Source organism: Peribacillus frigoritolerans, assembly GCF_004358755.1.
GTDB lineage: Bacteria > Bacillota > Bacilli > Bacillales > Bacillaceae > Bacillus_P.
The window spans coordinates 1,228,004-1,254,084 of sequence record NZ_SMZY01000001.1 but is presented as its reverse complement, the minus strand read 5'-3'; the positions used below and the strand labels follow the sequence as shown (position 1 = coordinate 1,254,084).

Sequence of the window (26,081 nt, the reverse complement as noted above, 5' to 3'; positions counted from 1 at the left end):
GGAGATGATTGGTTATGTCAAAAGTGATCAGCTGCATTGAAAATTTTTTTCTTGCCGCAACTATGCTGGCGATGTCTGTCATTACGTTTGCTAATGTAATAACCAGGTACTTTTTTCATTACTCTCTATCCTTTACAGAAGAGATCACAATAAACCTCTTTGTCTTACTCACTTTTATGGGTGCTGCCGCAGGACTTAGAAAGAATGCTCATCTTGGCTTTTCCTTGCTGTTTGAGAAATCTAACGTACTCGGGCAAAAAATACTGATCATTTTTGGAACCGCTCTTATTTCAGTTGTTTTCATCCTGTTTGCTTACTATGGGTATGAAATGGTCCTTTTTCAAATGGAAAGAAACTTAATCACTCCTTCTCTTGGAATCAAACAATGGATGTTTTCAATTGTTTTTCCAATAGGCTGTCTGTTCTGTCTCTATCGGGCAATTGAGGCAGGCGCTATTGAATGGGCAACTGTAACTAAACAATCAGAAAGAGAGATGAAAGCATGAATGCTCTTTTGTTATTCGGTCTCTTCGCATTATTGGTCCTGATTAGAATTCCTATCGCAATTGCACTTGCGGCATCATCTATTTCAGTTCTCTTATTCAATTGGGGTCCTTCAAGCTTGACCTTGCTTCCTGATGTTTTGTACCCCAGTATAGCCAAGTTTACTCTGCTCGCAATCCCATTTTTCATTCTTGCAGGTGTCATTATGGAGTATGCAGGAATTTCCAGGCGGTTAATTCATTTTGCAAATGTATGTGTAGGGCATTATAAAAGCGGCATTATTCTGGTTACTGTCATTACAGCTATCTTTTTTGCCGCTATTTCCGGCTCAGGGCCCGCTACAGTCGCAGCAATTGGAGGTATTCTGATTCCAGCTTTAGTGAAGAACGGCATGAAGAAAGAATCTGCCAGTGCTCTATTAGCAAGTTCAGGCGCGATCGGCATTGTCATTCCGCCAAGTATAGCAATGATTGTTTTTGCTGTCGTAGCAGGTGATCAATTAAATGTATCAATCGGAAGATTATTTATTGCAGGTGTCATACCTGGTCTTTTATTAGGAGCAGGTTTTATAGCTGCCGCAATCTATGTGAAAAAACGTGAATTATTGAAGCAAAATATCGAAGTAAATGAAGTTGCTGCAGCCCTTGAGGTTAGAGAAAAAGCAACACCTGGAGAAACATTTCAGGTCTTTAAGGATGCGATTTGGGGTCTCCTGATGCCGGTTATTATTCTTGGGGGAATTTACGGCGGGATTTTCACTCCGACTGAAGCAGCCGTAATAGCAGTATTTTACGGATTTTTCGTAGGAATCTTTATTTACAGAGATTTAAAATTATCAAATATTTACCGCATCCTCTATGAATCAGCCGCTCAGACAGCAGTCATCATGTTAATCGTAAGTTCTGCCTCATTGTTTGCCTACATCATTACAACAGAACAAATAGCTGAGAATATGGCTAATTCCCTTTTATCCATCAGTTCAAATCCTATTGTCATTTTATTGATTTTAAATCTTATTTTGCTTATTGCCGGCGCCTTTATAGATGCTATTTCAGCATTTTACATCTTCGTTCCTATCTTGATACCAGTCATCATTCATTTCAATATTGATCCCACTGTTTTCGGCATCTTTATGACTGTTAATCTCGCAATAGGATTATTTACACCACCTGTAGGAATAAACCTGTATGTTGCCTGCGGTATAGGCAATGTAAAGCTTCATCGTATTTCAAAAGCTATTTTGCCATTTTTAATTGCAGCAATCATCGTGCTGTTGTTAATTACGTATATCCCTGCTTTATCAACATTTTTACCTGATTTATTTGGAGTTTAAAAAATCATCTTTATGACTAAATAGGAGGTTATCTTATGGAAAAGCTGAAAGGTCAAGTAGCCATTGTAACAGGAGGTTCAAGAGGAATAGGAGCGGGAATAGCCTATCGTCTTGCAGGAGAAGGAGCTCATATAGTGATTGTAGATGTGCTTGAAGCAAGCGAAGTGATTGATAAAGTCACGAATCAATATCCGGACACACAAGTAAGATCTCATCAAGCGGATATCCGGGATATTGCGGCCATTCAAACTCTAGTAGACGAGACTGTTCAAGAATTTAGCCGTATAGATATTTTAGTAAATAATGCAGGTACATGCAGCAGGTTCGACTTGGAAGAAATGACAGAAGACATGTGGGATCAGGATTTAAATACAAATCTAAAAGCAACGTTTTTCTTTATGCAAAAAGTCGTTTACCCTCATATGATTTCACGCAATTATGGAAGAATCATAAATATAAGTTCGATTTCAGGGATGAATGGCGGGCATGTTTCAAGCTTTGATCCTGATAGTTTAAAAGGAAGATCAGGTCCAGCCTATGCAGCAAGCAAAGGCGGAGTCATTGCCCTTACGAAATGGGCTGCAAAGGAGCTTGGCTCTACTGGAATTACATGCAATAGTGTTGCACCCGGAGCAGTGGAATCAGCCATCACAAAAGGAATTGCATATAATCTAGACAACCAGGTTGTGAAAAGGATGGGGCTTCCTGAAGATATTGCTGAAGCTGTCTGCTACTTCAGCCTTCCTGAAGCAAGCTACACTACAGGACAAGTCCTCAGAGTATGCGGAGGCGCTGTCTTTGCTTAGGAAAGAGATAAGAACAGGAGGAAGGAAATGCGGAAATCTCATTCAGTTTATGATGCTGAGAGCAGTGTTCTGATAGGAGCGCTCTCAAAAGATGATGATCTGCTGACAGGAATCTTAAGACAGTGTGAACTGCATGGCATAAAGGCAGGCAGTTTTTCGTGTATAGGTTCATTGAAAAAAATAAGCTATATGAAACTTAAACATGAGAAAGGCGCACTTTCTTATACAGATCCAATATATGAAGCAAAGCCTGTCGAGCTGCTTACTGGAACGGGCTTTATAGGAACCAAAGAAGATGGAAGTTTAGATATCCATTGTCATGGTGTCTTTATAGATGAGACAGGAGCCATATCTGGAGGACACTTTATTGAAGGCGGAAATAAGGTGGCCATTACGATTGAATTTACAGTTGCTGTTGTTTCAAATGCTGTTGTTAAAAGAGAGAAAGATCCTGATATGGGCTTCCGTCTTTTTAATTTTTATGGAAAAGGAGGTCTGCCGGAATGGAAACAATAGCTGGTTATGCGCAAAAGGCCATTGTTCAGTTTGGTCATAAAGTGGCTGTGAAAGATCGTTTTCGTTCCTTCACTTATACCCAATTAGGGGAACGTGCTTACAAACTTGTAACTATTCTTAGGAACATGGGAATGAAGAAAGGTGATCGGTTAGCTGCGTTAATGTCAAACCGCATAGAACATATTGAACTTGATCTGGCATGTGCATTTGGCGGTTTCATCAAAGTTCCGCTTAATTATCGCCTGCATCCAAAAGAGCATGAGTATATGTTAAAGCAATCAGGGACTAAAATTGTCATTGGAGAAGATAAGCTTCTCGATCAGATAGAGTCTGGCATTAGGAAAATCAGCGTCGGGAACCAATATGAGGGGCTGCTTGCAGAAACAGAAAAGGTTGTTATTACCGAGCAAATAAATGAAGATGATGTATTTGCCATCATGTACACCTCCGGCACAACAGGAAAACCTAAAGGCGTGATGCTGACACACCGCAATATAATCTCAAGTGCCATATCTCTTTCTATGGCTTGTGAGATAACATGGGGAGATGTCATTGGCCATGTTGCCCCATTGACGCACGGCTCCAATTTTCTTTCTCACGCTTCATGGATCTTTGGTTTAACTCAAATTGTTTATGACAAATTTGATCCAGAAGATTTTTTAGAGGATATATACAAGGACAAAGTAAGCGTCATATTTTTAGTTCCTACGATTGTTAATTTATTATTTCAAAGCTCAACATTTGATCCTAAGAAACTTCAGTATGTTAAAACCATTAATATGGCAGGCTCTCCGATCGCTTCAAGCAAACTGAGCGCAGCCTTATCACAAGCAGGAGACATATTCGTTGAGACCTATGGTCAAGTTGAGGCTCCGATGACCATTACGGTTATGCCAAGAAAAGAGCTTGAAAATCACTTGGAATCATGCGGTTTAGCGGGGGCATTTGTGGATATGAAAATTGTTGATGAAGCTGGTAATACCGTTGATCAGGGGAAAATCGGTGAAATCATATGCAAGGGATCACTCGTTATGAAAGGCTATTGGGATAATCCAGAAGCCACTTCAGAAACATTAAAGGATGGCTGGCTTTATACAGGTGATTTGGGATGGGCAGATAAAAATGGATTCCTGCACCTTGTCGACAGAAAAAAAGAGGTCATTATTTCAGGAGGACTGAATATTTATCCCCGTGAAATAGAAGAAGTGTTGAATAAGCATTCTTCAGTAAAAGAAACCTGTGTCATCGGCCTGCCGTGTGAACAATGGGGTGAGAAGATCGCAGCATACGTTGTTCTAAAAGATGGTGAAACAGCAGATGAAGAAGAGCTCATCAATCTGTGCATGCAGCATTTGGCAAGCTTTAAAAAGCCAAAAGTCATTCAGATTTTGGATCAGCTTCCAAAAAGCTCATATGGAAAAATTTTAAAACGGGAAGTAAAGCAGCTCTACGGAGGTGTTAATGCATGAAACAGGTAGCGGTATCAGGGATAGGAATGACCAAGTTCGGAACACATAGAGACCGTTCAGTGAAAGATCTGCTGTTAGAAGCCAGTTTAAGTGCTCTGAAGGAGGCAGAATTTCCACGCATAGACGCAGTATTCGCCGGAAATTTCATGTCGGGTGTTCTTGCTGAACAAGAAATACTGGGTGCTGTGATTGCGCATGATTTAGGTTTAGGGCCAATTCCAACTGCAAAGATGGAAGGTGCATGCGCAAGCGGGGGAATCGCATTCAGGCATGCTTATGAAATGATACGGGCCGGAGTCTATGACACGGTATTGGCCGCTGGAGTTGAAAAAATGAAGCATGCATCAACTGAAACGGTTATGCAGGCAATAAACGGTGCTATGGACACTGAATCCAATGAGAAAAAAGCGGGTCTTACATTTCCAGGATTCTTCGGTATTTTAGCAAATCGGTATTTTTATGAAACAGATGCGTCAAAAAAACATTTAGCCATGGTGGCTAAGAAAAACCGGGACTATGCCATTCAGAACCCTAAAGCGCAATACCGGGAAGCAGCAACACTGGAAGAAATGATGAATGCAAGGATGATAACGGATCCTCTTGGACTGTTTGATTGTTCGCCGATAACAGATGGAGCCGCAGCGATTATTTTAACCAGAGGAGAAAAAGGGATCATTGTACGTTCATCATCCCAAGCTTCCGGACCTACTCAAGCGCAGGAAATCGAAGACCTTCTGACCATAACTGCAATAAAAGAGTCAGCTAGACAAGCCTATGAACTGGCTGGCCTTGGTCCGGAAGATATAGATGTCGTTGAGCTGCATGACTGTTTTACCATGACTGAAATTCTGGCAATTGAGGCGCTGGGATTTGCAAATAAAGGGGAGGGGTGGAAAGCGATTGAACAGGGTTTAACAAAACACGGAGGAAAGGTACCGGTTAATACCAGCGGGGGATTGCTATCGCGCGGACATCCAATCGGAGCAACCGGAATTGCGCAAATTTATCAGATTGTAAGTCAATTAAGAGGAAACGCATGTAATCAAGTAGCGGGTGCAAAAATCGGACTGGCGCAAAATTTAGGTGGAACAGGCTCTTATTCAACAGTCCATATTTTCGAGAATAGGCGGTGATCAAGGTGAACTTTGAAAAGTTTGTTTGTGCAGCATGCGGTAAATCATCGGTCCGCGCAAGAATTGTGTGTCCAGCTTGCAAATCTACAGAATTCAATCAGCAACAAACAAAAGGAATTGGCAAGGTTTATTCGTTCACAAAGATTCATATCTCGTCTGAAGAATTTAAACATTTAACACCTTATTATATAGTTGTTGTTGATCTGGACTCTGGAGATCGAGTTACTGGGAGGATTAAAGAAGAGATATTGATAAATGATGCTGTTGAATTGCTTTCGTACGAAGAGGATGTATACACTTTTTCACGAGTTTAAAAGACAATGAGCACTGGATAATTCCATTAATCTGAGTAAATTACATTTCAGATTAATGGAATTATCCTTTTTTTGTTAGTTGAATAAGAAAACAGACAAAAAATTAATAAAACTATGTTCTAAATAATCACAAAGAAAATTGTTCTCAGACAAAAAGAGATGAAATGCAGTAATTAGAAATGCTGCTGTATACAAAATGAAAAAAGAACCACGCTAAAGAAAAGTTTTATTCTCAGTGTTATTATGTAAACTAATCAAGAGAGGTTATATAAGAAATAAATGAAGATCAAACCTACAACTTACTGTGTGTTTGCAACTGCAGCAAACAATTGTAGTAAACCAGAGTATCCGAGATTAAACTTTCAATTAAAAAATAATCAACATAAATTTATATGATGATTATAAATGTATTTAATGTAAATGAAGTAAAAGTTGAAATGCTTAAATTTTTCGTTCCGTCTCACTATCTTAAGTTTACTTAGCTAGTGAGACGGATTACATACTTAAAAAGATAACTTCCTATAATATATATTATGTCTACTAGAAAAAATGATAAACGAACTGGTACCCCTCCATGGATAATTTTTAGAAGGCGATCAAAAATAATTTACCTCCTAATGGTACAACTCTTCTTGCGTTTTGCTGTAAAAGATCAGTTAGTATAATTCAGTTTCTTTTTATAAAATGTCAAATCCCCATCCACATTCTCTAGCCATAGCTGCTCAGGAGCATGTATTCCATTTTTAATCCAGACTTCTCCATTGCTGCCTTTTCTGAACCAAGTAATATATGGATGAACAACTTGTGGGTTTGTATCTGCTTCATTTTTCTTTGGGTATGTAAGCTGCTTTTGATTTCCTGATCTTATGTTAACAACATAAAGAGAGGTATACATTTCCGGGACTGGACCTTCTTCCCACTCTTTATTTTCTTTTGCTCTTGAAACAATGACTTCGTCCTTAGAGAGCCATTCAATATCCAGATCCACATAACCTGCTGGTGTATATTCTTTTTGATTAGCTGCAGCTGGAATGTCTGCTATGGCCGCTTTTTTATTTTGAACAAAAAACCTGCCTTCACCGGAGATGTAAGCTAGTTTATTTTCTGCAGGAGACCATTTTATCCAATCTTCATAAATCAGCATTTTTCCTACAGTTTGAAAATTGGTCCCGGATGCCGACATTACACACAGCGTATTGCTATCAGCTGACCATGAGGCTGTTGGTGTTGCAAGAAAGCTAAGCCAGGATTGATCTGAACTCCATTTAAAAAAGTTAGCATCAATTGCAAATAGGTCTGAAGTGTTTGTTTTAATCGTATAAAATGGCTTAATTTTGGTTGTATCAAGCTGAGCATCCACCGGTACTTTGAAAAAATGAACAGGTCCCCAGCCTGTAGGCAATAAATCTGCTTGTGATGAAACGATGAATGACTTTCCGTCTGGAAACCAGCCAAAATCGCTCACTCCCAGAGATACATTTTCAAAGCCTTTCGGGATCCCGTTTTCTGTTTTGGTTATATTTAGCACTCCGAAAGAATTGTAAGCTAATATATTTGCGGATGGTGACCATTGGAAATTCCTTGTTTCTATTGTTGTATAGGGCTGATAGCTCTTTTTCTGTTTAGTATCATAAATAAACAAATACATCTTTCCCCCATTTTTGTCTCCGTCTAAATATGCAATAAAACGGCCATCAAACGACCACTTTGGGTCATAAATATAACGGCCAGCTGTAATTTGATATTCTTGGCCGTTCTCTATCATCCAAAGCTGACGATCTCGAATAAATGCAGCTTTATACGGGACTTCGGCGGAAGCAATCGGTAAACATGTTAGAAAGCTTATGATGAAGACAAACAAAATTTTAATTCCCATTGAACATCCCTCCTATTTTTAAAATGTCCACTTTCAAAGCAATCATGTTGCCTTTCAAACCTGATTCGATGGAAAAACGATTAAATAAAAAAACTCCCAGACGGACTGAAATTGTCTAAGAGTTTTGTAAATATGCCACTTGTTTAACATTCCATCTTATCTAAACAACTAGTAAGCACACCTTTATCAATCTCATTCACTTTTTCATATTTCTCTTTATAAATAGCTCTAACAATTTCTTTAACCTCTTTCACCGTTATTTCGGCACCGTTCAAGGTTTTTAAATACAGATTTAATGGGATGCTGCTGTCACTGGTATGCAATGGAGGCTGCAGATAATTCATTTCTTCAAATTGGATGTAGCCGTTTCTTTCAAAAAAAATTTTTCTCTTAATACAGTCTTCCTTTTCTTCTGCTGTATGCGCCATTTCCTCTGTTTCTGTTTCCAGGATCAAAGATTCAAGAGATAAATACCCCGCTTCTAAAGCGTCTTCTTTTAATAATTCTTCCATTTTCGATAGTGTCTTTGCACCTAATCATTTGCTTCTTACAGAGGGATTAATAACAATGTAAACGATAAAGCCTGAGTTTACGTCGGCTAAATAATGTCCTGTTGCAAAAGAAACCATCTTCTCTCCTTCGAATCCCGCTAAAAACCGAAACGTGTTAAGCTTTTCATTTTCTGCATAGGCTAAGCCCTTTAAAAAAGTGGATTCTGGCTCTCTTACTTCGAGCGGAAAAGTACTGTTATAAAGGTTGAAAACCTCATCTAAATGATTTGAATGCTTGTCTGTGATTACTTTCCAGCTAATCTCCATATTTCCTGCCTTCTTTCAAAATAACTGCATTGATGTGAGACGTTTTTACTGCCTATTTTGCTTGCCAAACCTCTTTAAGCGTGTCCCTGAAGATTATGTTTAATTTTGAAGTAGGATCTTCATTCTTTAAGTTCAGTTGTTTTGCGTACTCTTTAAGTCTGATGATCTCAGAATCTAAAAACCCATTAACAACATCAATTTTAGGTTCTCTGTCTAATTCATCTCCGCTAATCTTCCGCTTTAGCAAAGTCAAAATTTCATCTTTAAGCAAACCGCCTTGCAGCATTTTATCCAGGAGCACTTGAAATTCCATAGGAGGAAAATCGCCGAGCTGTTCAATCCATCTGGCTGCAAGTATGGGCCGAAGTACATAAAAGTATTTTTTTATTCTCACTGTATCCCCTTGCAGATACTCGCGGTAGTTATTCCCCGCCATATTTAAGTAGTGATAAATGGCTGAATGAGGTGTAAATACCTCTGTTTGCAGAGCTGCCATTTTATCAATTGTTGAAAAAGCTTGATAATAAACAATCGGAGATTTCATCCATTCCATTAGAGGCGGATTTGATTTTCGGAAAAGCTTAAGCGCCTTTGTCAGGTCCCAGCCTGAAACATCCAGGATGTCATTTATCGGACGTTCAATCACATCACGATTGGAGCCGACACCTACGGGATCAATGCTTAAGTAATGTTCCGGTTTATGTATATAGATAAATCTAACGTCATAGTCACTGTCTTTTGAAGGAAAGCCCCATGCTCTGCTGCCGGATTCGCAGGCATAAAGAATTTTTACCTGATGACTTACTTCTATTTCTTTCAGCACTTCCAGGATCTGATCTTTCATGTTGTAATCTCCCTAATGGTTTTTCTTTTAAGTATACATGACCGTTTTCATTCTCTAAATGATTAAATGAAAAAAGAAACTGCCGAAGCAGCCTCTTCTTAACCTTCTTATTTCCTTTCTGCAAGCACTTCATCCAAACAGTCAAACTGAGAGGCCATACCCTCTTCGACTCCCATTTCAACGACTTTCTTCAGTTCATCTTCTGATGAGAATTGGGAACGGACTGTGAGTTTTGTTTTTTCGCCCGAATCGTCAAAGTGCATGGTAATAATCATTTCAGGCATTTGATCTGATATGCTGCCGTCTTTATCGGAAAATGCATCGACATAGACAATTTTTTCAGGTTCGGCAATTTCTTTATAGATAGCTTTGCCCCAAGATTCCATCCCGTAAAATTCTCCTTGGTTTTTATCTTCGCAGCGCATGCAGTAGTGCCAAACACCGTCTTGTTTAAATTCAAACGTTTTATTTTCTGTTTTCCATCCTTCCGGCCCCCACCAGCTTTCCAAAAGCTTCGAGTCTGAGAATGCTTTAAATACAAGTTCTCTAGGTGCATGAAAGGTTCTCTCCATAATCAATTCTTTGCCTTCAATACGTGATGTCATGTTGACGATCCCTTTGTTTGATGACATATCAGATTCCTCCCAGAAATTGATTTTACCCTATGTCATTCTGCCTGCTGTTCAATAATTCCTGCATGATGTATCAGCATACATAAAAAAGTGCTCCCATCTGACGGAAGCACTTTTTACACATTATTATCTTTCTTCACCAACATGCACAACTTGATTAGATACTATTGTATCTTCTTTTAATTTAAATAACGGGAGAATCAGCAGTGTTCCAAGTAAGAACAGTACGCCTGAAACTGTGTAAACACCTGATAATGTCAGCGGTGTCTTAAGGAGACCTGATAAAGACATGCCGGCAACCATCATCCCCATAAACAGCGGGTTAAGAACACCGTTAACACGGCCAACAAATGATTCATCTGTATTTTTAAGAATCAGCGTATTGATTCCGATGTGGATACATGGGAAAAACATTCCGTTTAACAGCTGTAGACCAATGGTGAGCGGAAAACTCGTTGACCATCCGATGCTGATGGTAAAGATCATGCTTGAGAAAATTCCGATTGCAAGAAGCTTTTGCGGCGAGATTTTCTTAGAAAAAGCAATGACAATTCCGCCGCCGGCAAGCATTCCAATTCCATTCGCCATAATCAGCCACTGCAGATAATCTTTGGACAAACCAAGATTTTCAATTGTAATAAAAATCATCAGCGGAGAAATTAATCCGACTGCCAGACCGCAGGCTGCAAAAACGCCGCCCATTGTAGTCAGAACTTTTTTCCCGATGACATATCGGAAGCCGTCTGCAAGTTCCTTCTTGAAACTTGATTCTTCTTCAGTTTTGACTTTTTCAAGATCACGCGGCAAGAAGGTCAAAACGGCAGCGGATAAAAGGAACATAACTCCCATCACAATGATTGAGGTATAGATGCCGTATGATTGGTAAACAAGAGTTCCGATTACTGGACCAATGACCATAAATACAGCCATTAAGGATTGAAAGATAGCCATAGCAGATTGCAGCTGCTCTTCAGGTACGTGCTGTTTTAACAGCCTCATAGCTGATGGCATGGAGAATTGCGAAAGAATCGCGGAAACCAATGTTGCAAAGAAGATGGCATGCCATGAACCGTAAACTAGAGTCATCAGAACAACAAAGATCGATACGGCTGAGAGTACGTCACACCATACCATGGTAAGTTTCGGCTTCCATCTGTCGGCAAATGTCCCTCCGATAATCGAGAAAATAAAAATAGGTGCGAACTCTGCAATCGAAATAAGGGAAACATACACTGGATCATTGCTGGTAAGATCAGTAACATATAACAAGATGGCAAAGTTTCTGATCCAAATGCCAAGCTGAAGCAAAAAGTTCGAGCCCATGATCGCAAGTACGATCCTGTTTTTAAATAAGTTTCCTGAAGACTTCCCGTGTGCTGGCAAAGCTTCAGCTATGTTTTTTTCCATTTTCATCATGCCTTTCCTGCTTGAAAAATTCTTGCATTAATGATGCAAATAAATCGTTTTACCCCCATGTTCCCCTTTCGTCTATCATTTCAGACCAAGAAACAACACACACTTTCTAAATATAATGTCATTTCTCAAAATCATTCGTCATTTATATTCTGTTCTTTCCCTATAAACCCCTCCTGCTTTTCATTAAAAAAAGAGATCTTGAGAAGATACAAAGAAAATTATATACGATTTTTGGAACTTAGAGAGATTAATTTTTCTTAAACAAAAAAAGGGCAAGGCCCCTTCTTTAATCGATTATTTGATTTTTCTAGCCAACCCATGCCAGACATGGTAAACATCCTTGCATAATGCTGCAGCATCCTGCTGAATCCAGCCTAAAAGGTCTCTTGTCCTCCGTTCCTTTTCTGAAATGGGAACAATGCCTTTTCCGGTCTCCAGCATAATCAAAATAACTTCTCTCTCAAGAACGGCCAATTCATTTAAATAAATTCGGCAGTTTCCTCTAAGTTTAGAAGCATCATTGTGGTCTTCCATGATCCATTGTTCGAATCCTTCCAAAACAAGCGGTGCTTTTGAAGAATGATCTTCTTTCCACTGCAGCATTTGGCGGCCTTCATATGCTGAAATCCACGAGGCATCGTGCCATTTGCTTTTCACAAAGGCTCTTTTCCCGCTGAAGGCTCCTCCGATAATGAGATGCATTTCCATTTCCCCCTTTCTGCTCTCAGCTCAAGTACGATGGCTTTTCCAAAAGATACAGAAGTGTCCCAGAATGTAGCTTCGGGAACAAGGTCAGATACGATTTTTCTAATCACCCCTCCATGAGTCATAATCGCTGCGCTGCTAAGTTTGGATTTAAGAACCTCCGATAAGAAAGAAGAAACCCGTTTATGAAATGCGATGCCGCTTTCTCCCCCAGGCGTGCTGGTAATTTCCCAGTTATCGAGCCAGCTGGAATAATGGAAATCATTTTTTAGGTCCTCATAGGTTTTGCCTTCCCATATCCCGAAGCTGATTTCCCGCAAGCGCGGGTCTTTGATAGGGGCTTCTTCAGGAAACAAAAAAGCTGCCGTCTGCTGACAACGTAGTAAATCGCTCGAGTAGACAATATCAGGAAGATAGTTTTGCAGAGTTTTTTTTAGAGATTCATATTCTATAAACGAATCTTCCATTACAGGCAGGTCCGTGTGGCCTATATATCGTTTTTCTTTATTCCATTCCGTCAAACCATGCCGAATAAGAATAAGCTGTAAAGAACGGCAAGATTCCATAGCTCAGCCCCCTCAATCGAAGCACCGACTGTGTCTCCGTTTATTCCTTGAAACTGTCTTACAGCCCATTTTCCGAAGATATAAGAAAAGCAGATTTGCAGGCAAAACATCATAGCAAAAGTCACCGGAAAGGCTGCAAATGGAAGAAGCAGGAATGCACCGATGATCACGTCCCGCTTTGATAAATGCTGTTTCCAGTAATGCGCCATTCCCTTGTTTTGAAAAGGACGGAAAAAGAAAAGCTGCAATAAAGCCTGAAACCGGGCCATCATGGGGATTGCCAGCAGAAACAGAATGTTCTCGTTTGCATCTAAAACTGCATATAACAGCACACTTTTCCAAAGCAGCAAAAAAATAGCGCTCAGCACCGCAAAGCTTCCTGCCCGCGGGTCTTTTAAAATCTCCATCTTTTTTTCTGGACTTCTGTTTGAACCAACGGCATCTGCCACATCCATGACACCGTCTAAATGGAGACCTCCTGACAGGAAAACCCACAGAGTAACAAGGACAAGTGTCAGGATATAGAGCGGAAGAAGTCCGTTCAATAAATAATATACGAGATACAGTGTTCCTCCTATTGCGAAGCCTGCGAAGGGATAAAACCGCAAGGCCCATTTAAGGGTTTTGTGATCCATAGGGCAATTCACCGGGAGTGGGATCCTTGTCAGAAACTGCAGAGCAAGAATCGCTCCATACATCATTGTTTTCATACTAGTCCTCCAGATGAAATCATTGAAACATTTTTTGTCAGGTCGCCATTGATTTTCCAGGCGACTGGTATTCCGCAGATGACTTCAAGTACTGTGTCTGCTTCTTTGACAGTCAGTTTATGTAAGGCTTCAAGACATCTTATATAGTTCGCAACATACTTGTGATGAATGGGAAATCCTTCATTTACATCATTTGACACAATGAAAAGGTTAAATTCCTTTTTTCGGGCAATAGATAATGTCTTTTCTAACCGCTTCGCTATTTCGTTTGATGAAAGGTTTTCACTGAACATTAAACTGCTCGTCCATACGGTTAAACAATCTATTAAAATTACCGCTTTATTAGGACGGTGTTTAAGAGTTTGATCAATAAAATAGGGTTCTTCAATGGTCACCCATGCATTTCCCCTGTCTCTTCTATGCAGCGCTATCCTCTCAGCCATTTCCTCTCCCGTATCTTTAGCTGCGGTTGCAATATAGCAGGGTTTCTCACCTTTAGCTGCATCCAATGCCATTCTTTCTGCTAAGCTGGTTTTCCCGGACCGTGCTCCCCCTGAAATGAAGGTAATCATGATTGCTTTCTCCATTTCCTTAAGGCAGTAAGCAATGTTTCATTTTCCTCTCGTGTCCTGATTGCAAGACGGATAGAGGACCCTTCTATGCCGTGAAAATTCATTGTATGTCTTGCAAGTATCCCTTCATTCGCAAGAAACAGCAGCAGGGGCTCATGGTTTTCAAGCAGCGGATCGTTTAATAAATAAAAATTGACCATTGAGTCTGAAACGCTGAAGTTTAAAGTTTGAAGCTCCTTTTTTAGATGCTGCCATTCTGCTTGCAGCCATTTTTTTGTTTCTGCCAAATGATCGTATGTATGCGGCAAAGCATGAATCATGCCAAGAGCAGCGCAATTGACGCTCCAAGGAACGGACATGGCTTCAAGTTTCCTGATGATGGAATGACTGGCCAATAGATAGCCTGATCTTATACCCGGCACTGCATAAATTTTGGTGAGGGAGCGAATGATGATGAGATTGGAATAGTACTGCAGCAGGCCTTCCAGACTTTCGTCCCTTTCTGTAAAATGAATGAAGGCTTCATCAATGATGACTGTTTGTTCATTCAGACAAGCGGAATCCAGGAGTTTTATCACCACTTTCTTAGAAATGATATCTCCAGTAGGATTGTTGGGTCTGCACAAAAACAGGACATCGCTATTAAACCTACCGGAAGCGGTCTCTAACTCCTCATAGCTCAGATAGGTCACCTCAAGATCATTACTTAGGCAGGCTCGCTTATATTCGCTGAATGTAGGCTGAAAGATGCCTGCTTTCCCATTTTTGAAAAGTCTTGCGGCAAGGAAAATAGCGTCTGCTCCTCCATTTGTCAGGAGAACGTTTTCAGGTTTTACCCCTTCAAACGCAGCAAGTATAGCTCTTTCTTCCGGATACTCAGGGTCAGGGTAAACATTACTCGTTTGAGTGATGCTTTTTTGCATGGATTTAAGCATTGCCGGAGGTGTTCCAAGTGGATTTAAGTTGGCGCTAAAATCAATGAACTCTTTCTCTTTAATTCCCTTATTTCTTAGAACAGCTTTCATACTTGCAGTTTTACCGCCGTGCTGTGGCCACATATTATTGCCTCCCTAATCCAAATAGGATCAAATAACCTGTCAAAAAAAGAATCCAGGCACTGTTCAGAATGAGAATTGCCCTTTTTATATGGATGAAAGTCAAAGGTTCGAGCGGATCACCAAGCCTTGCCCGTTCTGAGACAATTCCGCCATATATATTTACACCGCCAAGCTGGATGCCGAGCAGTCCCGCAGTCATGGCTTCCGGCCATCCGCCGTTAGGACTTGGATGCTTAGCTGCATCTCTTTTCGTTACGGATAATGCATGTATTCTTCTCATTTTTTTTATAAAAAAACTGCCTGTCCACATACACCCTGCGCAAATACGGGCTGGAATCAAGTTGAGCAGATCATCAAGTCTTGCAGATCCAAAGCCGAAGTCTATAAATCTTTCATTCTTGTATCCGACCATCGAGTCGAGTGTATTGACTGCCCTGTATGCAAGGGCTAGCGGAGCACCGCCTATGATGGCAAAAAACAGCGGGGAAATGATGGCATCCACCGTATTTTCTGCAACCGTTTCAACCGTTCCCCTCACAACCTCAGATGAAGGAAGTTTGTCAGTATCTCTTCCCACAATATAACCAAGTTTTTTCCGGGCTTCAGCAAGATCTCCTGACTTTAAAGGATGATAGACTTCCATTGCTGCATCCCTCAGTCCTTTAATGGCGATGGTCATAGAAATAAGGTAGATTTCAATAGCCATTCCAAGCAGATGAGAAATCGCATAAAGCAGTTTTAGCAGAAACAGAGAAATAATGAAAACTGAAAAAGGCAGATACGCAGCAAGCATGATGCCTTTAAGCTTTTTCCTGTCCCCTTTATTCCATGCTCTTTCTATGTTGCTGATAACCTTTCCGAAAAAGATGACTGGGTGCGGCAGCCATTTCGGGTCTCCGATTAAAAGATCAAGCATTACACTCATCATAATGAGGAGGACCGTTTGCTCATCGAAAGACTGCATGAGGAGTCTCCAGTCTTTTTAGAGCTGTCTGCAATAGATCTTCGGCTGCTTCAAAGATCCGTTTTAGATCAGCTTGATTTTGCTCTTTTTTCTGAATGCCAACAACGATTTTTCCAAAGTTCTGCTCAGCATGCCATTTGACAGCATTTAGTTTTAAAGCCAAATTAATTAAATTTGCGTCGTCTATAGGTGCATCCGTTAAGATAGCGGCGTGCACTTTCCCGTCATAAGGAGAATGAGATACTATCGCACAAAACGTATAGCCGCTTTGATTTACGATAAACGAATTCTGATGCAGCTCATTTTGCGGCAAGTTTTCATTTAAAGACCACAGAATATAAGGCTGTATGCTTGAGAAAAAAATGGATTCTCCTTTATCTGACTGTTCTGCTTGGGAAAAAATCCACTGTCTGCTCCAATGAAGCCCTTTTCCGTCAACCCCTGCAGAAAGAGTTCTAAAAGGTTTCTGCATTTTTATATATGCTGCCCTTTCTGTTTGCTGAATTTGGACAGCTGACAGAAGATTGACAGGTTTTTCTGCCATATAATCAGGAGAGAGAGAAATTTGCGTTTTTGAAACAGATGGGTGAGAAGTAAAATTGAGCTTAACTTCATAGACATTTGAAAAGGTGTTCTCGTTTTGCAGATGAAGGTCCTCATACTTCCCTTCCAGCTCTCCGTTGTTAAGCAATCCGATCGAATCTGCATAGAGTGATGCCAAATTCAGGTCATGCAAAATGGCTAGGATGGTCAGATTCATGTCTTTCTGCAATTTTTTCAGTAATTCCAAAAGCTCTTTCGTATGTTTCACATCTAAATGATTTGTTGGCTCATCGAGCAGAAGCAGTTCCGGTTCCTGAGCCAGCGCTTTTGCAAGAAGCACTCTTTGTTTCTCTCCGCCGCTTAATGAATGATATGGGCGCTTGCGGTATTCCCAGACGGAAGTCTGCTTCATGGCAGTTTCTGTTGCTTGCAGGTCCGCCACCGTGTTTTCTTTGAAAAACAGCGCTTTTTGATAAGGATATCTGCCGAGCATGACAATCTCTTCAACTGAAAAATCAAGCCCTGCTTCGTTTTCTTGGGTCATAACGGCAGCTTTTTTAGCGAGTTCTCTTTGAGAATATGAACCCAGTGGCTTTGCACCTAGAAGGATTTCCCCATCGTGTACGGGCAATGCCCCCATAATTAACCGGATGATTGTTGTTTTTCCGCTGCCGTTGGGACCGATTAAAGCAAAAAAACGTCCTTGTTCGATGGAAAAAGAGAGATCCTTGATGACCGCTTTTTTCCCATCGTAACCTCCAGTCAGATTATTGACCTGCAGCATATGCATCCCTTCCTTCCTTTATAGATGTGACTTCTTCTGTTTTCGATTTTTGATAAGCAATAAAGTGAATATAGGCGATCCAATCAGCGCTGTTACGACTCCTATTGGAAGTTCTTTAGGAGAGATAATGGACCTTGCGAGCAGATCGGCTAGGACAAGATATCCTCCTCCTATCAGCATAGAAAGCGGAAGAACATGACGGTGATTCGCTCCGGCCAAGAGACGGACGAGATGAGGAATAACGAGTCCTACAAATCCGATCGCTCCTGACACAGCTACAGCGCTTCCTGTTAAAATGGATGCCGCAATCAAGACAATGGTTTTCTTCTTTTTTACATTCATTCCGGAAAATTGGGCTGCCTGTTCACCCAGTGCCATGTTATTCAGTTCACGATAATGGAAAAGAATGACCGCAGCCCCAAGTATAAAGAATGGGACGATTAATTGAACGTGCCCCCATCCTCTCATCGCAACGCTTCCCATGATCCAATAGAGAATCTGGCTGATATCCTCACGGGGAATCAGGGCAATCAGCAAGGAAATAAACGCACTGATAAACGAAGAAATGATTATGCCTGCGAGGATAATGGTTTCATTTGTAAGCTTTCCGCTTGCCAAGTGAGTTAAAGCAAAGACGATGAGCAGCGTCAGCATTCCAAAGAGAACTGCGATGATCGGCAGGGTAAAACTGCCGAGAATGGTTATTTGAATTTGGAAAAAAATAATGATGACCGCTCCAAGAGAAGCTCCGGATGAAACGCCTATCGTATACGGATCAGCAAGCGGGTTCTGCAGCAGTCCCTGAAACGCAGCACCGGCAAGCGACAAGGATGCTCCAACAAAAAAAGCGAGCAGAACTCTAGAGAACCGGATCTCCCAGATGATCATTTCTGTACTCTTTTCTCCCTGAAACAGCTGAAGATGAAACATTTTGCCTGCAATGATGTTTAAAATATCAGGGACGGTAACATTTACCGCCCCCACAAAGACTCCTGATATCATGCTGATGATGGCAAAGACTGCTGCAAACAAAATGAGAAACCGATGTTTATTTTTTGAACACATCTGGATAAATGAGTTTTCCAAGCTCTTCAACTCCATCTGCTAAGCGGGGGCCAGGACGGGTCACCATGTCGCTGTTTACGTCAAACACGTGTTTTGACTGAACCGCTTTTACTTCCTTCCAGCCGCTTCTGTTTAGAACTTGATCAGCTGGATTGTCGACGTAGTAGCCATATGTAGTGATGATGACATCCGGATTGCTGCTGACGATTTTCTCTTCGTCCATTTTTACCCAGCCTTCTTCAGCTGCTGCAACATTTTCAGCTCCAATCATTTCAAGCATTTCATTCATAAATGTTCCTTTGCCTGTTGTGTAAATATCCGGCTGCGGTGAGACTTCAATCCAAACGCGTTTTTCGTCTTTAACAGCTTTTGCTTTTTCCTTGATGGCCTTAACTTGTGCATCCATATCTGCGATGATGCTGTCTGCTTTATCTATCGTTCCTGTAGCCTTCCCGACAGTGCGGATGGCTGTGTATACCTGGTCAAATGAATTTTGTGAGCCGACTATAAACACCTTGATGCCAGCTGCTTCTAACTGTTTGAGGATTTCCCCATGATTTTGAGCATGATAATCCTGCAGAAAAGCTACATCCGGCTGCAGGGAAATGATTTTCTCTGCATTTAAATCCTGTGCTCCTACTTTTTCCTTTTTTAAAGCTGCTTCTGGATAGTTATCATAATCGGAGACACCGACGATTTCCTTGTCAAGTCCAAGGGCAAAAAGCATTTCAGTCGTGCTGGGAAGCAGTGAAACAATTTTCTCCGGTTTTTCCTCTAGTGTTACTTCGTTTCCTGCATCATCTGTAACAGTTACCGGGAAAGCTTCTTCCTTCTTTTCAGCCTGCTGAGTTTGTTCCTGGCTCTTGCTCGCTTGCTGAGTTTGTTCTCCCTGTGTACATCCCGAAAGGATTCCTGCCAGTAAAAGCAGCATAAGGGCAATACGATGAAAATAAGTGCCGAAAGATGTTTTCATTTTTTTCTCCGCCTTTTATGTCATTGTCTGTTTTTTATTTTATTGTACGTTCCTTTGATACACCTGCCGCATCAAATGTTGCCATTCCCTTCACCATTTCAGCGGCTGCTTCAACCAGCGGGTAGACAAGAACTGCTCCAGTTCCTTCGCCAAGCCTCATTCCCAAGGACACAAGCGGCTTTTTCCCAAGTAAATTCAAAACATGAAGATGTCCCGGTTCGACCGATAAATGACCGGCAATCATGTAATCACACACATGCCGATTTAATTTTGAAGCAACGAGTGCAGCCGTTGTACATATAAATCCATCTAAAACAACCGGAATTTTTTTTGATGCTGCGTAAAGCATGGCGCCAGCCATCGCCCCGATCTCAAAACCGCCTACCTTGGCAAGAACATCAATCGGATCATTTGCGTCAGGCTTCAGCTTATTTAGAGCTTTTTGAATCACTTCTGCTTTATAAGCAACCTGCTTTGACTCGATGCCTGTTCCTCTGCCAGTAAGCTCCTCAGGCTTTATTCCGCTCAGGGCCGCTGCAATGGCGCTGCTTGAAGTTGTATTGCCAATACCCATTTCTCCAAGGATCAGGAGCTTAGCGCCATTTTTAATCATGGCATCTGCTCGCTGCATTCCCATTTCCACTGAGCGGACTGCCTCCATTCTTGTCATGGCAGGCTCAACCGTAAAGTTCTTTGTTCCATATGCGATCTTTTCAGAGCGGACACCGGGAATATCTGTTTTCACGCCTGCGTCAACGATTTCCAGCAACCCATTTACCCGTTTTGTAAATACGTTTATGGCTGCCCCTCCACTCAGAAAATTTTTGACCATCTGAGCCGTCACCTCTTGAGGATAAGCAGAGACGCCTTCCTCTGTAACTCCGTGGTCTGCAGCAAAAACGATGACACCTGGGGGAAAGACTTCAGGTTTTATGTTAGACGTGATTTCTGAAAGCTGAACAGCCATTTTTTCGATTTCTCCAAGGCTGTTCATTGGCTTTGTTAAGGAATGAATATAGGCTAAAGCTTCGAGCCCTTTTTGCTTGTTGACAGGTTTTATCGATTCTATCTGCTGATAAATATCAATCATTTTGTTTCACCCCCTTTAAATAAAACGTTTTCATTGATTCATAAATCTTTTTCAAATCAACAGTGCCTCTGACGTGGGCAGCAAGTCTGTCATACTCGCTTTCTTTAAAAGAACGGAAGCGGAGCGAGCGCTCAATCGGTTCCAGCCCTTTTTTCTGCCGCAGCTTGTTCAAATAAATCCCTCTGAATTCATCATTATGAAAAACATCATGCAAATACGTGCCGAACACCTGCCCATCTCGAGCGGTACAGCCGTCTTCAATGCCCGAGAGGACTGAAAAAGAATTCACTTTCTGTGTTGATTCTGTTTGTCCCATATGGATTTCATATCCGGTTAAAGAAATTTTTTCAAAATCTTTTAATGAGCAATACCCCTCAGAACGGATCGTTTTCTTTTCAGAAAAGATCGTTGTACATACAGGGAAAATCCCAAGTCCAGTCAGTTCCTGATGATCTGATTCAACTCCGTTTGGATCCATTACCTTTTCCCCCAGCATTTGAAAGCCTCCACAAATACCTGCAAGTTGAATGCCTTTTTCATAAGCTGAGAAGATTTTGTTATCGAGTCCTGTCTGTTTTAAAAACAGCAGGTCTTCAGCCGTGTTTTTTGTTCCAGGCAAAATGATGAGATCGGGGTTTCCAAAATGCGCTGCTTTTTTAACAAAACGGATATTCACATCAGGCTCGAGCCTTAACGGATCAATATCTGTAAAGTTTGATAATCTTGGATAACTAAGAACCGCCACATCCAGCTCTGCATCGTGGTTGGTGCCGTTTGAATACTGGCTTAAAACAAGAGAATCTTCCCCATCTATTTCCAGGTCCGGCAAAAAGGGAACAACTCCAAGTACCGGAAGCCCTGTATATTCCTCAAACCAGTCCAGCCCCGGCTGAAGCAGAGAAAGATCGCCTCTGAATTTATTGATAATCACCCCGATAAATCGGTTCCGGCTGGTCTCGCTCAGCAGCTGAAGGGTTCCGACGAGGCTTGCAAAAACGCCTCCTTTGTCAATATCTCCGATTAAAATCACTGGAGCCTCTGCGATTGATGCTACTTTCATGTTCACAAGCTCACGGTCATTTAAATTCACTTCTGCAGGAGAACCAGCCCCTTCGATCACAATGACTTCGTATTTGTTAGACAGCTTCATCAGCGAATCCTTAATCGCCTGCAGTCCTAAATGATAAAAATCCTCTCTGTACTCGGTTGCCCTCATATTTGCATAGGGCTTCCCATGAAAAACCACTTGAGATTCCATGTCTTTTGATGGCTTGATCAAAATGGGATTCATATCAGTCGTCGCTTCTATTCGGGCAGCCTCCGCCTGAATTCCCTGAGCCCTTCCGATTTCCTTGCCATCACTCGTTATATATGAATTCAGAGCCATATTTTGCGATTTAAACGGGGCTGTTTGATAGCCGTCCTGCCTAAATATCCGGCATAGTGCTGTCACGAGCATACTTTTTCCTGCGTCAGAATGTGTGCCTTGAATCATGAGTTTTAATGCGTTTTGTTCGTTAATATTCAATTCCATAAATGGCATCTACACCTTCTTCGTAGTAGTGCTTTTCTACATGGATGACAGACACGAGATCCGCGATTTCTTTTATTTCTTCTTTTGCATCCCTTCCTGTCAGAATGATATGAACGTGGTTCGGGCGGTTTTGAATCGTATGTATGACATCCTCTATCGGCAGAACGTCATCAACCGGGAATTTCTGAATAGCTAGCGCATTATTGATTTCATCAAGAATGACAACATCATACTTGCCGCTTACGATCTTTTCTTTAGCTATACTCCAGGCTGATTTTAACGCTTTTCGGTGCACATCAGGTGTTTTTGTCCAAGTGAATCCGGCGCCAAGCTGATGAATCTCAGCACCGCTGAGTTTTTCAAGCACGTTTTTTTCGCCATAAGTTCTTTCGGGTGATTTTATAAATTGAAGGATGGAGACTCTCATTTCTCTTCCGATTGCCCGGACAGCAAGACCGATTGCCGCTGTTGTTTTTCCTTTGCCATTGCCCGTATAAACAAGTACTCTTCCTTTTTGATCATTCCCTGTCATTCCCGCATCTCCTTTTTTTGTCTATAAACATAAAAAAGACCTTGAACTGAATAGGAAGTCAGTCAAGGCCTTTAATAAGCAAATTCTTACACACTAAGGATACCTGACTTATTTTTCCCACCGAAAAACAAGCAATCAATCTTTAAAAGCAGGTCTCCTGGCTTCACGCTTCATTTTCTATTGAACCTTCCCAACTTAAAAAGTCAGTGGCATCTCAATGGAATCTGCGCTTACAGTAGCGGGGGCTGCACCGGATTTTAACCGGTTTCCCTATTATCCTGATATTTTTCAGGCACTTTTAAAGAATCATATTTTTTTGTTCATTGTAATCTATAAAAATGGAAATGTCATCAAAATCTTTTTTCTGAAACGTCAGTCAGACTATTTCACGATGAGGGTTAAACCTTCAAGCTCCAGACGCGTCGTAGTTTCCATTTGTGTTTTCTCGCCAAATGTAAGCTGGATTCGCTTTTTAAATAATGGACCATCATACACAAAGGTATGATATTCCCCTGCCTCACCCATAGGACAGATAGGCTCGGACTTCATTTTTTCAATGAGCTGCTGATCAATTTCCCTGCCAAGCCATGTTTTATCAAGCACATCATCCTGAGTTCTGATGATGACAGCTTTGTATCCGCTATTTACAAAAGCTTGAAGGGCGTGCGCTGCTTCCTTCTTCTCCATCCAGAGCGGATACAGTGCTTCTAACCCGGCAGAGTCCGCTGCATTCTCTCCCCAGCTGCGGTGTTCATCAAGATACAAATCTCCGAAAGCTGCACTTGTAAGATGATAGTTCTCCTTCAACTCTCTAAGTGAATCTATAAAACTTTGAGTATATCCTTTAAATGTACATCTAATAAAATGCACAGGAATACCTAAGGCTTCACTTTGTTTTAGAATCGCTTCCATTTTCTCGCCATGTCCGAACGTTCTTTCCAGCTCCACTGGTACAGTGGTTACAAGACAGGCAATTTCATAGCCCTGGGCAATTAGCTTATGCAGTGCCATACAGCCATCTTTTCCGCCGCTCCAGGATAGGGCAATCTTTTTCTTCATTGGATTCACCGCTTTCAATCTTTTTTTATGTATTCTTTGTCTTTTTCCATTTTGATTATGATTCATAAGGAATCTTTAGTCAAAAGAAATTGCCGTTAAGAATGAGGTGAGTGTATTAAAATACAACAAGCTGCCTCTTAAGCCGGTTATTTTTCTATCAAAAAACACCAAAATGAATAATTATCCACTTTGGCGCTCTTTATCTGGTTTTCCATGATTCATTTTTTATTTAATCTAAAGCCATTTTCATAGCCGTTCTGTATAATAGCTCCGTTCCAAGCGAGATATCTTCAATAGTTGAAAACTCTTTAGGATTATGGCTGATGCCGTCCATGCAGCGGACAAAAATCATCCCGTACTCACATTCATACGACATTGCCAGCGAATCATGAAACGGTCCGCTCATTAATTCAATCGCATTCAGCCCGATACTTGCGCTCTCTTTACTCATCAATCTTTTTATTCTTTCAGAGCAATAGCGCGGTTCACTATTTGTATCTTCTGAAATGGTATAAGTCAGTCCATGCTGCTGTGAAATCGTGTGGATTTTTTTTCTTAGCTGCTGTTCAATAAGATCGCGTCTTTCAATCTCAATATCTCTTAAATCGATTGTAAAGCTGACTTTTTCGGGAATGATGTTTCGTGAGTCAGGAAAGATCTTCATGCTTCCAACTGTACCGACTGTAGGCGCAGAAACATCCTCGCTTGTTAATTCATTGAGCGCGACAACGATTTTGGCTGCACCAACAAGCGCATCCTGTCTCATATGCATAGGGACAGAGCCGGCGTGACCTGCAAAGCCCTCCAATTCTACCGTCAGCCATAATGGCCCTGAAATGCCTGTAACAATTCCAACGGGTGTATCTTTTGCTTCAAGAATCGGCCCTTGTTCAATGTGCAGCTCAATAAATGCGGAAATACTTCCGGCAGGGTATTCTGATTCCTTGAATCTTTCAGGATCACATCCAAATTCAATTAATGCCTCTCTTCGAGTGATGCCATTTTTATCTGTCCGGTCTAACTCGCCTTCTTCCAGTTGACCAAGCATTCCTCTAACTCCAAACAATCCTTTGTTAAAACGGCAGCCCTCTTCATCGCAAAACGCGACAATTTCAATTGGCATATTTGGAGTAATATTCAACTCTTTCAATGTTTGAGCGGCTTCTAACGCACCTATAACACCGATTACTCCATCAAATCTTCCTGCATACGGCTGTGAATCAATATGTGAACCCAGCATTAATACAGGAGCCTCAGGATTCCTTCCTTCAAGCCGGCCAATCAGATTTCCAAAGTGATCGATTCTCGCCGTTAATCCTGCTTCTTCCATCCAGCCTTTTACCGTTTCCACTGCGGCTTTGTCTTCAGGAGATAGAGCCAGTCTGCATACTCCAGTATCACTGATTTTCCCTATCTGAGATAGAGCATGTATTCTTTCTTCCAGCCGGGTTTTGTTTATTGTCAGTGTTTTTTCTGTCAATCGTATCCCCTCCTGTGTGAATTTATAGAATATTCTGTATTAATAATATAGCAAATTTCTCTCTATTTCATTTTTCTTAACGTAAAATGAATCATGATATGTTTTTACACTTTGTCCAATAGAATGGTTATTTAGAATTATTTTGCCGGTTCATTGTACTTTTGTGTCTATACCTATAAAATAGAATGTATAATATATACGGCCACTGGAGGTCCATTCATCAATGAAAGCAAGATACGAATTAAATAATATGAATTTAACGCTCAGCAACGTGACGCTGCGTGATTCGGTAGACAGCTATGTGCTTTTAAAAGCTGCAGATGAAAATAATAATGAAGTCACGATTAAGCTTTCGCACAATCAGGCAGAATTTCTGGAAGCGGAATTCAAGGATTTAAACCGGAGAAGAAAATCTTACTCTGACACTGTGCGGGCAATTGATAAAGAAGAGGAAGAAGAGGACTCATATAATCTGTTCAGCAGTGAGTTCTATAATGAGGAATAATAAAAGGTATGTCGCATGTGACATACCTTTTTTGGTTTATAGATTTTCATTTTGCTGCTTGATTTCATCTCCGCCTAACATGATGTTGGCAGACTCTGTATTTCTGAGTTCATCTACGGAGTCTCCTGATATGTCCTTGAAATTTGGATGTGCTTGTCTATCTTTCAGCTTCAAAAACGAATCATCTTTTTCTTTTTTCATGGTTGAACCTCCTTTTTCTTAAAGGGTTTGTTAATAGAAACGTGTCTATTCGTCTTTTTACATGAATAGATAAGACAAG

Annotated in this window: 29 protein-coding genes and 1 riboswitch; of the genes, 8 read left to right on the top strand and 21 right to left on the bottom strand. The window is 41.0% G+C overall.

Features of this window, described 5'->3' with window-relative positions; all coding sequences use genetic code 11:
* The first annotated feature begins 14 nt into the window (after positions 1-14).
* Genes E2R53_RS06505 through E2R53_RS06475 form a run of 7 tightly spaced genes read left to right on the top strand, consistent with a single transcriptional unit; the run spans position 15 to position 6,075 of the window.
* A complete protein-coding gene (locus E2R53_RS06505; protein ID WP_133310924.1) occupies positions 15-506 on the top strand; it encodes a TRAP transporter small permease in 492 nt (163 codons plus the stop codon).
* A complete protein-coding gene (locus E2R53_RS06500; protein ID WP_133310923.1) occupies positions 503-1,837 on the top strand; it encodes a TRAP transporter large permease in 1,335 nt (444 codons plus the stop codon). Before E2R53_RS06505 ends, E2R53_RS06500 begins: the two co-directional genes overlap by 4 nt.
* Positions 1,838-1,872: 35 nt before the next feature.
* On the top strand, positions 1,873-2,643 hold the full coding sequence (locus E2R53_RS06495) for an SDR family NAD(P)-dependent oxidoreductase (protein ID WP_133310922.1): 771 nt from the start codon (positions 1,873-1,875) through the stop codon (positions 2,641-2,643).
* 27 nt (positions 2,644-2,670) lie between these two features.
* The gene (locus E2R53_RS06490; protein WP_133310921.1) at positions 2,671-3,159 is read left to right on the top strand and encodes a PPC domain-containing DNA-binding protein; all 489 of its coding nucleotides are present in this window, start codon (positions 2,671-2,673) and stop codon (positions 3,157-3,159) included.
* The gene (locus tag E2R53_RS06485; protein WP_133310920.1) at positions 3,147-4,628 is read left to right on the top strand and encodes a class I adenylate-forming enzyme family protein; all 1,482 of its coding nucleotides are present in this window, start codon (positions 3,147-3,149) and stop codon (positions 4,626-4,628) included. The genes E2R53_RS06490 and E2R53_RS06485 overlap by 13 nt, the downstream gene beginning before the upstream one ends.
* Positions 4,625-5,761, top strand: coding sequence for a thiolase domain-containing protein (locus tag E2R53_RS06480; protein WP_133310919.1), 1,137 nt, complete (start codon positions 4,625-4,627; stop codon positions 5,759-5,761). The genes E2R53_RS06485 and E2R53_RS06480 overlap by 4 nt, the downstream gene beginning before the upstream one ends.
* A 5-nt stretch (positions 5,762-5,766) precedes the next feature.
* Positions 5,767-6,075: a Zn-ribbon domain-containing OB-fold protein gene (locus E2R53_RS06475; protein ID WP_286166094.1), complete on the top strand. Its 309-nt coding sequence runs from the start codon at positions 5,767-5,769 to the stop codon at positions 6,073-6,075.
* Positions 6,076-6,727: 652 nt separating this feature from the next.
* Here the strand turns inward: E2R53_RS06475 and E2R53_RS06470 are convergent.
* From E2R53_RS06470 to E2R53_RS06380, 20 genes are all read right to left on the bottom strand, one after another.
* Entirely contained in the window at positions 6,728-7,951 is a 1,224-nt protein-coding gene (locus E2R53_RS06470; RefSeq protein ID WP_133310918.1) for a translocation protein TolB, read from the bottom strand.
* 143 nt (positions 7,952-8,094) lie between these two features.
* Positions 8,095-8,463, bottom strand: a complete 369-nt coding sequence (locus E2R53_RS23525) for a hypothetical protein (protein WP_286166093.1) — start codon at positions 8,461-8,463, stop codon at positions 8,095-8,097.
* A 24-nt stretch (positions 8,464-8,487) separates the two neighbouring features.
* Positions 8,488-8,769, bottom strand: a complete 282-nt coding sequence (locus E2R53_RS23520) for a hypothetical protein (protein WP_286166092.1) — start codon at positions 8,767-8,769, stop codon at positions 8,488-8,490.
* A gap of 52 nt (positions 8,770-8,821) precedes the next feature.
* The gene (locus E2R53_RS06460; protein WP_133310917.1) at positions 8,822-9,613 is read right to left on the bottom strand and encodes a nucleotidyltransferase domain-containing protein; all 792 of its coding nucleotides are present in this window, start codon (positions 9,611-9,613) and stop codon (positions 8,822-8,824) included.
* Between the two features lie 107 nt (positions 9,614-9,720).
* Complete coding sequence (locus E2R53_RS06455) at positions 9,721-10,245, bottom strand: SRPBCC family protein (protein ID WP_133310916.1); 525 nt, start codon at positions 10,243-10,245, stop codon at positions 9,721-9,723.
* 126 nt (positions 10,246-10,371) lie between these two features.
* Complete coding sequence (locus tag E2R53_RS06450) at positions 10,372-11,652, bottom strand: MFS transporter (RefSeq protein WP_133311187.1); 1,281 nt, start codon at positions 11,650-11,652, stop codon at positions 10,372-10,374.
* A gap of 303 nt (positions 11,653-11,955) precedes the next feature.
* Complete coding sequence (locus tag E2R53_RS06445) at positions 11,956-12,363, bottom strand: bifunctional adenosylcobinamide kinase/adenosylcobinamide-phosphate guanylyltransferase (RefSeq protein ID WP_165970911.1); 408 nt, start codon at positions 12,361-12,363, stop codon at positions 11,956-11,958.
* Positions 12,315-12,932 (bottom strand): histidine phosphatase family protein, encoded by a 618-nt coding sequence (locus E2R53_RS06440; RefSeq protein ID WP_133310914.1) that lies wholly within the window; start codon positions 12,930-12,932, stop codon positions 12,315-12,317. Before E2R53_RS06440 ends, E2R53_RS06445 begins: the two co-directional genes overlap by 49 nt.
* Positions 12,884-13,642, bottom strand: a complete 759-nt coding sequence (gene cobS / locus E2R53_RS06435) for an adenosylcobinamide-GDP ribazoletransferase (RefSeq protein ID WP_133310913.1) — start codon at positions 13,640-13,642, stop codon at positions 12,884-12,886. Before cobS ends, E2R53_RS06440 begins: the two co-directional genes overlap by 49 nt.
* Positions 13,639-14,214, bottom strand: coding sequence for a bifunctional adenosylcobinamide kinase/adenosylcobinamide-phosphate guanylyltransferase (locus E2R53_RS06430; RefSeq protein ID WP_165970910.1), 576 nt, complete (start codon positions 14,212-14,214; stop codon positions 13,639-13,641). The genes cobS and E2R53_RS06430 overlap by 4 nt, the downstream gene beginning before the upstream one ends.
* Complete coding sequence (locus E2R53_RS06425) at positions 14,211-15,272, bottom strand: pyridoxal phosphate-dependent aminotransferase (protein WP_133310911.1); 1,062 nt, start codon at positions 15,270-15,272, stop codon at positions 14,211-14,213. Before E2R53_RS06425 ends, E2R53_RS06430 begins: the two co-directional genes overlap by 4 nt.
* A gap of 1 nt (position 15,273) precedes the next feature.
* Positions 15,274-16,236: an adenosylcobinamide-phosphate synthase CbiB gene (gene cbiB, locus E2R53_RS06420; RefSeq protein ID WP_133310910.1), complete on the bottom strand. Its 963-nt coding sequence runs from the start codon at positions 16,234-16,236 to the stop codon at positions 15,274-15,276.
* Positions 16,220-17,563 carry an ABC transporter ATP-binding protein gene (locus E2R53_RS06415; RefSeq protein ID WP_165970909.1) on the bottom strand — a complete coding sequence of 448 codons (1,344 nt, stop codon included), beginning with the start codon at positions 17,561-17,563 and terminating at the stop codon, positions 16,220-16,222. The genes cbiB and E2R53_RS06415 overlap by 17 nt, the downstream gene beginning before the upstream one ends.
* A gap of 18 nt (positions 17,564-17,581) precedes the next feature.
* Positions 17,582-18,649, bottom strand: a complete 1,068-nt coding sequence (locus tag E2R53_RS06410) for a FecCD family ABC transporter permease (RefSeq protein ID WP_435796769.1) — start codon at positions 18,647-18,649, stop codon at positions 17,582-17,584.
* Positions 18,612-19,601 carry an ABC transporter substrate-binding protein gene (locus E2R53_RS06405; protein WP_133310908.1) on the bottom strand — a complete coding sequence of 330 codons (990 nt, stop codon included), beginning with the start codon at positions 19,599-19,601 and terminating at the stop codon, positions 18,612-18,614. The genes E2R53_RS06410 and E2R53_RS06405 overlap by 38 nt, the downstream gene beginning before the upstream one ends.
* 34 nt (positions 19,602-19,635) lie before the next feature.
* Entirely contained in the window at positions 19,636-20,691 is a 1,056-nt protein-coding gene (gene cobT, locus E2R53_RS06400; protein WP_133310907.1) for a nicotinate-nucleotide--dimethylbenzimidazole phosphoribosyltransferase, read from the bottom strand.
* Positions 20,684-22,234, bottom strand: a complete 1,551-nt coding sequence (locus tag E2R53_RS06395; RefSeq protein WP_286166091.1) for a cobyric acid synthase — start codon at positions 22,232-22,234, stop codon at positions 20,684-20,686. The genes cobT and E2R53_RS06395 overlap by 8 nt, the downstream gene beginning before the upstream one ends.
* Complete coding sequence (locus E2R53_RS06390; RefSeq protein WP_133310906.1) at positions 22,209-22,757, bottom strand: cob(I)yrinic acid a,c-diamide adenosyltransferase; 549 nt, start codon at positions 22,755-22,757, stop codon at positions 22,209-22,211. Before E2R53_RS06390 ends, E2R53_RS06395 begins: the two co-directional genes overlap by 26 nt.
* Positions 22,758-22,887: 130 nt before the next feature.
* Positions 22,888-23,072: riboswitch (cobalamin riboswitch) on the bottom strand.
* A 66-nt stretch (positions 23,073-23,138) separates the two neighbouring features.
* Positions 23,139-23,816: a diphthine--ammonia ligase gene (locus E2R53_RS06385; protein WP_133310905.1), complete on the bottom strand. Its 678-nt coding sequence runs from the start codon at positions 23,814-23,816 to the stop codon at positions 23,139-23,141.
* A 229-nt stretch (positions 23,817-24,045) separates the two neighbouring features.
* Positions 24,046-25,302 (bottom strand): M20 family metallo-hydrolase, encoded by a 1,257-nt coding sequence (locus tag E2R53_RS06380; RefSeq protein ID WP_133310904.1) that lies wholly within the window; start codon positions 25,300-25,302, stop codon positions 24,046-24,048.
* Positions 25,303-25,519: 217 nt separating this feature from the next.
* Between E2R53_RS06380 and E2R53_RS06375 the strand changes: the two genes are divergently transcribed.
* Positions 25,520-25,801, top strand: a complete 282-nt coding sequence (locus tag E2R53_RS06375; protein WP_133310903.1) for a hypothetical protein — start codon at positions 25,520-25,522, stop codon at positions 25,799-25,801.
* Positions 25,802-25,837: 36 nt separating this feature from the next.
* On the opposite strand, the gene E2R53_RS23160 is transcribed toward E2R53_RS06375, so the two are convergent.
* Positions 25,838-26,002, bottom strand: coding sequence for a hypothetical protein (locus tag E2R53_RS23160; RefSeq protein WP_165970835.1), 165 nt, complete (start codon positions 26,000-26,002; stop codon positions 25,838-25,840).
* Between the last annotated feature and the right edge of the window lie 79 nt (positions 26,003-26,081).

Excerpts from the sequence above, each read along its gene's own strand:
- cobS (WP_133310913.1), bottom strand. The coding sequence starts at position 13,642 with ATGAAAACAATGATGTATGGAGCGATTCTTGCTCTGCAGTTTCTGACA.
- E2R53_RS06415 (WP_165970909.1), bottom strand. The coding sequence starts at position 17,563 with ATGCTGCAGGTCAATAATCTGACTGGAGGTTACGATGGGAAAAAAGCG.
- E2R53_RS06470 (WP_133310918.1), bottom strand. The coding sequence starts at position 7,951 with ATGGGAATTAAAATTTTGTTTGTCTTCATCATAAGCTTTCTAACATGT.
- cbiB (WP_133310910.1), bottom strand. The coding sequence starts at position 16,236 with ATGCAGTCTTTCGATGAGCAAACGGTCCTCCTCATTATGATGAGTGTA.
- E2R53_RS06505 (WP_133310924.1), top strand. The coding sequence starts at position 15 with ATGTCAAAAGTGATCAGCTGCATTGAAAATTTTTTTCTTGCCGCAACT.
- E2R53_RS06405 (WP_133310908.1), bottom strand. The coding sequence starts at position 19,601 with ATGAAAACATCTTTCGGCACTTATTTTCATCGTATTGCCCTTATGCTG.
- cobT (WP_133310907.1), bottom strand. The coding sequence starts at position 20,691 with ATGATTGATATTTATCAGCAGATAGAATCGATAAAACCTGTCAACAAG.
- E2R53_RS06480 (WP_133310919.1), top strand. The coding sequence starts at position 4,625 with ATGAAACAGGTAGCGGTATCAGGGATAGGAATGACCAAGTTCGGAACA.
- E2R53_RS06445 (WP_165970911.1), bottom strand. The coding sequence starts at position 12,363 with ATGCATCTCATTATCGGAGGAGCCTTCAGCGGGAAAAGAGCCTTTGTG.
- E2R53_RS06490 (WP_133310921.1), top strand. The coding sequence starts at position 2,671 with ATGCGGAAATCTCATTCAGTTTATGATGCTGAGAGCAGTGTTCTGATA.
- E2R53_RS06450 (WP_133311187.1), bottom strand. The coding sequence starts at position 11,652 with ATGGAAAAAAACATAGCTGAAGCTTTGCCAGCACACGGGAAGTCTTCA.
- E2R53_RS06430 (WP_165970910.1), bottom strand. The coding sequence starts at position 14,214 with ATGATTACCTTCATTTCAGGGGGAGCACGGTCCGGGAAAACCAGCTTA.
- E2R53_RS06375 (WP_133310903.1), top strand. The coding sequence starts at position 25,520 with ATGAAAGCAAGATACGAATTAAATAATATGAATTTAACGCTCAGCAAC.
- E2R53_RS06385 (WP_133310905.1), bottom strand. The coding sequence starts at position 23,816 with ATGAAGAAAAAGATTGCCCTATCCTGGAGCGGCGGAAAAGATGGCTGT.
- E2R53_RS06485 (WP_133310920.1), top strand. The coding sequence starts at position 3,147 with ATGGAAACAATAGCTGGTTATGCGCAAAAGGCCATTGTTCAGTTTGGT.
- E2R53_RS23160 (WP_165970835.1), bottom strand. The coding sequence starts at position 26,002 with ATGAAAAAAGAAAAAGATGATTCGTTTTTGAAGCTGAAAGATAGACAA.
- E2R53_RS06455 (WP_133310916.1), bottom strand. The coding sequence starts at position 10,245 with ATGTCATCAAACAAAGGGATCGTCAACATGACATCACGTATTGAAGGC.
- E2R53_RS23525 (WP_286166093.1), bottom strand. The coding sequence starts at position 8,463 with ATGGAAGAATTATTAAAAGAAGACGCTTTAGAAGCGGGGTATTTATCT.
- E2R53_RS06425 (WP_133310911.1), bottom strand. The coding sequence starts at position 15,272 with ATGTGGCCACAGCACGGCGGTAAAACTGCAAGTATGAAAGCTGTTCTA.
- E2R53_RS06440 (WP_133310914.1), bottom strand. The coding sequence starts at position 12,932 with ATGGAATCTTGCCGTTCTTTACAGCTTATTCTTATTCGGCATGGTTTG.
- E2R53_RS06495 (WP_133310922.1), top strand. The coding sequence starts at position 1,873 with ATGGAAAAGCTGAAAGGTCAAGTAGCCATTGTAACAGGAGGTTCAAGA.
- E2R53_RS06395 (WP_286166091.1), bottom strand. The coding sequence starts at position 22,234 with ATGCCATTTATGGAATTGAATATTAACGAACAAAACGCATTAAAACTC.
- E2R53_RS23520 (WP_286166092.1), bottom strand. The coding sequence starts at position 8,769 with ATGGAGATTAGCTGGAAAGTAATCACAGACAAGCATTCAAATCATTTA.
- E2R53_RS06460 (WP_133310917.1), bottom strand. The coding sequence starts at position 9,613 with ATGAAAGATCAGATCCTGGAAGTGCTGAAAGAAATAGAAGTAAGTCAT.
- E2R53_RS06500 (WP_133310923.1), top strand. The coding sequence starts at position 503 with ATGAATGCTCTTTTGTTATTCGGTCTCTTCGCATTATTGGTCCTGATT.
- E2R53_RS06390 (WP_133310906.1), bottom strand. The coding sequence starts at position 22,757 with ATGACAGGGAATGATCAAAAAGGAAGAGTACTTGTTTATACGGGCAAT.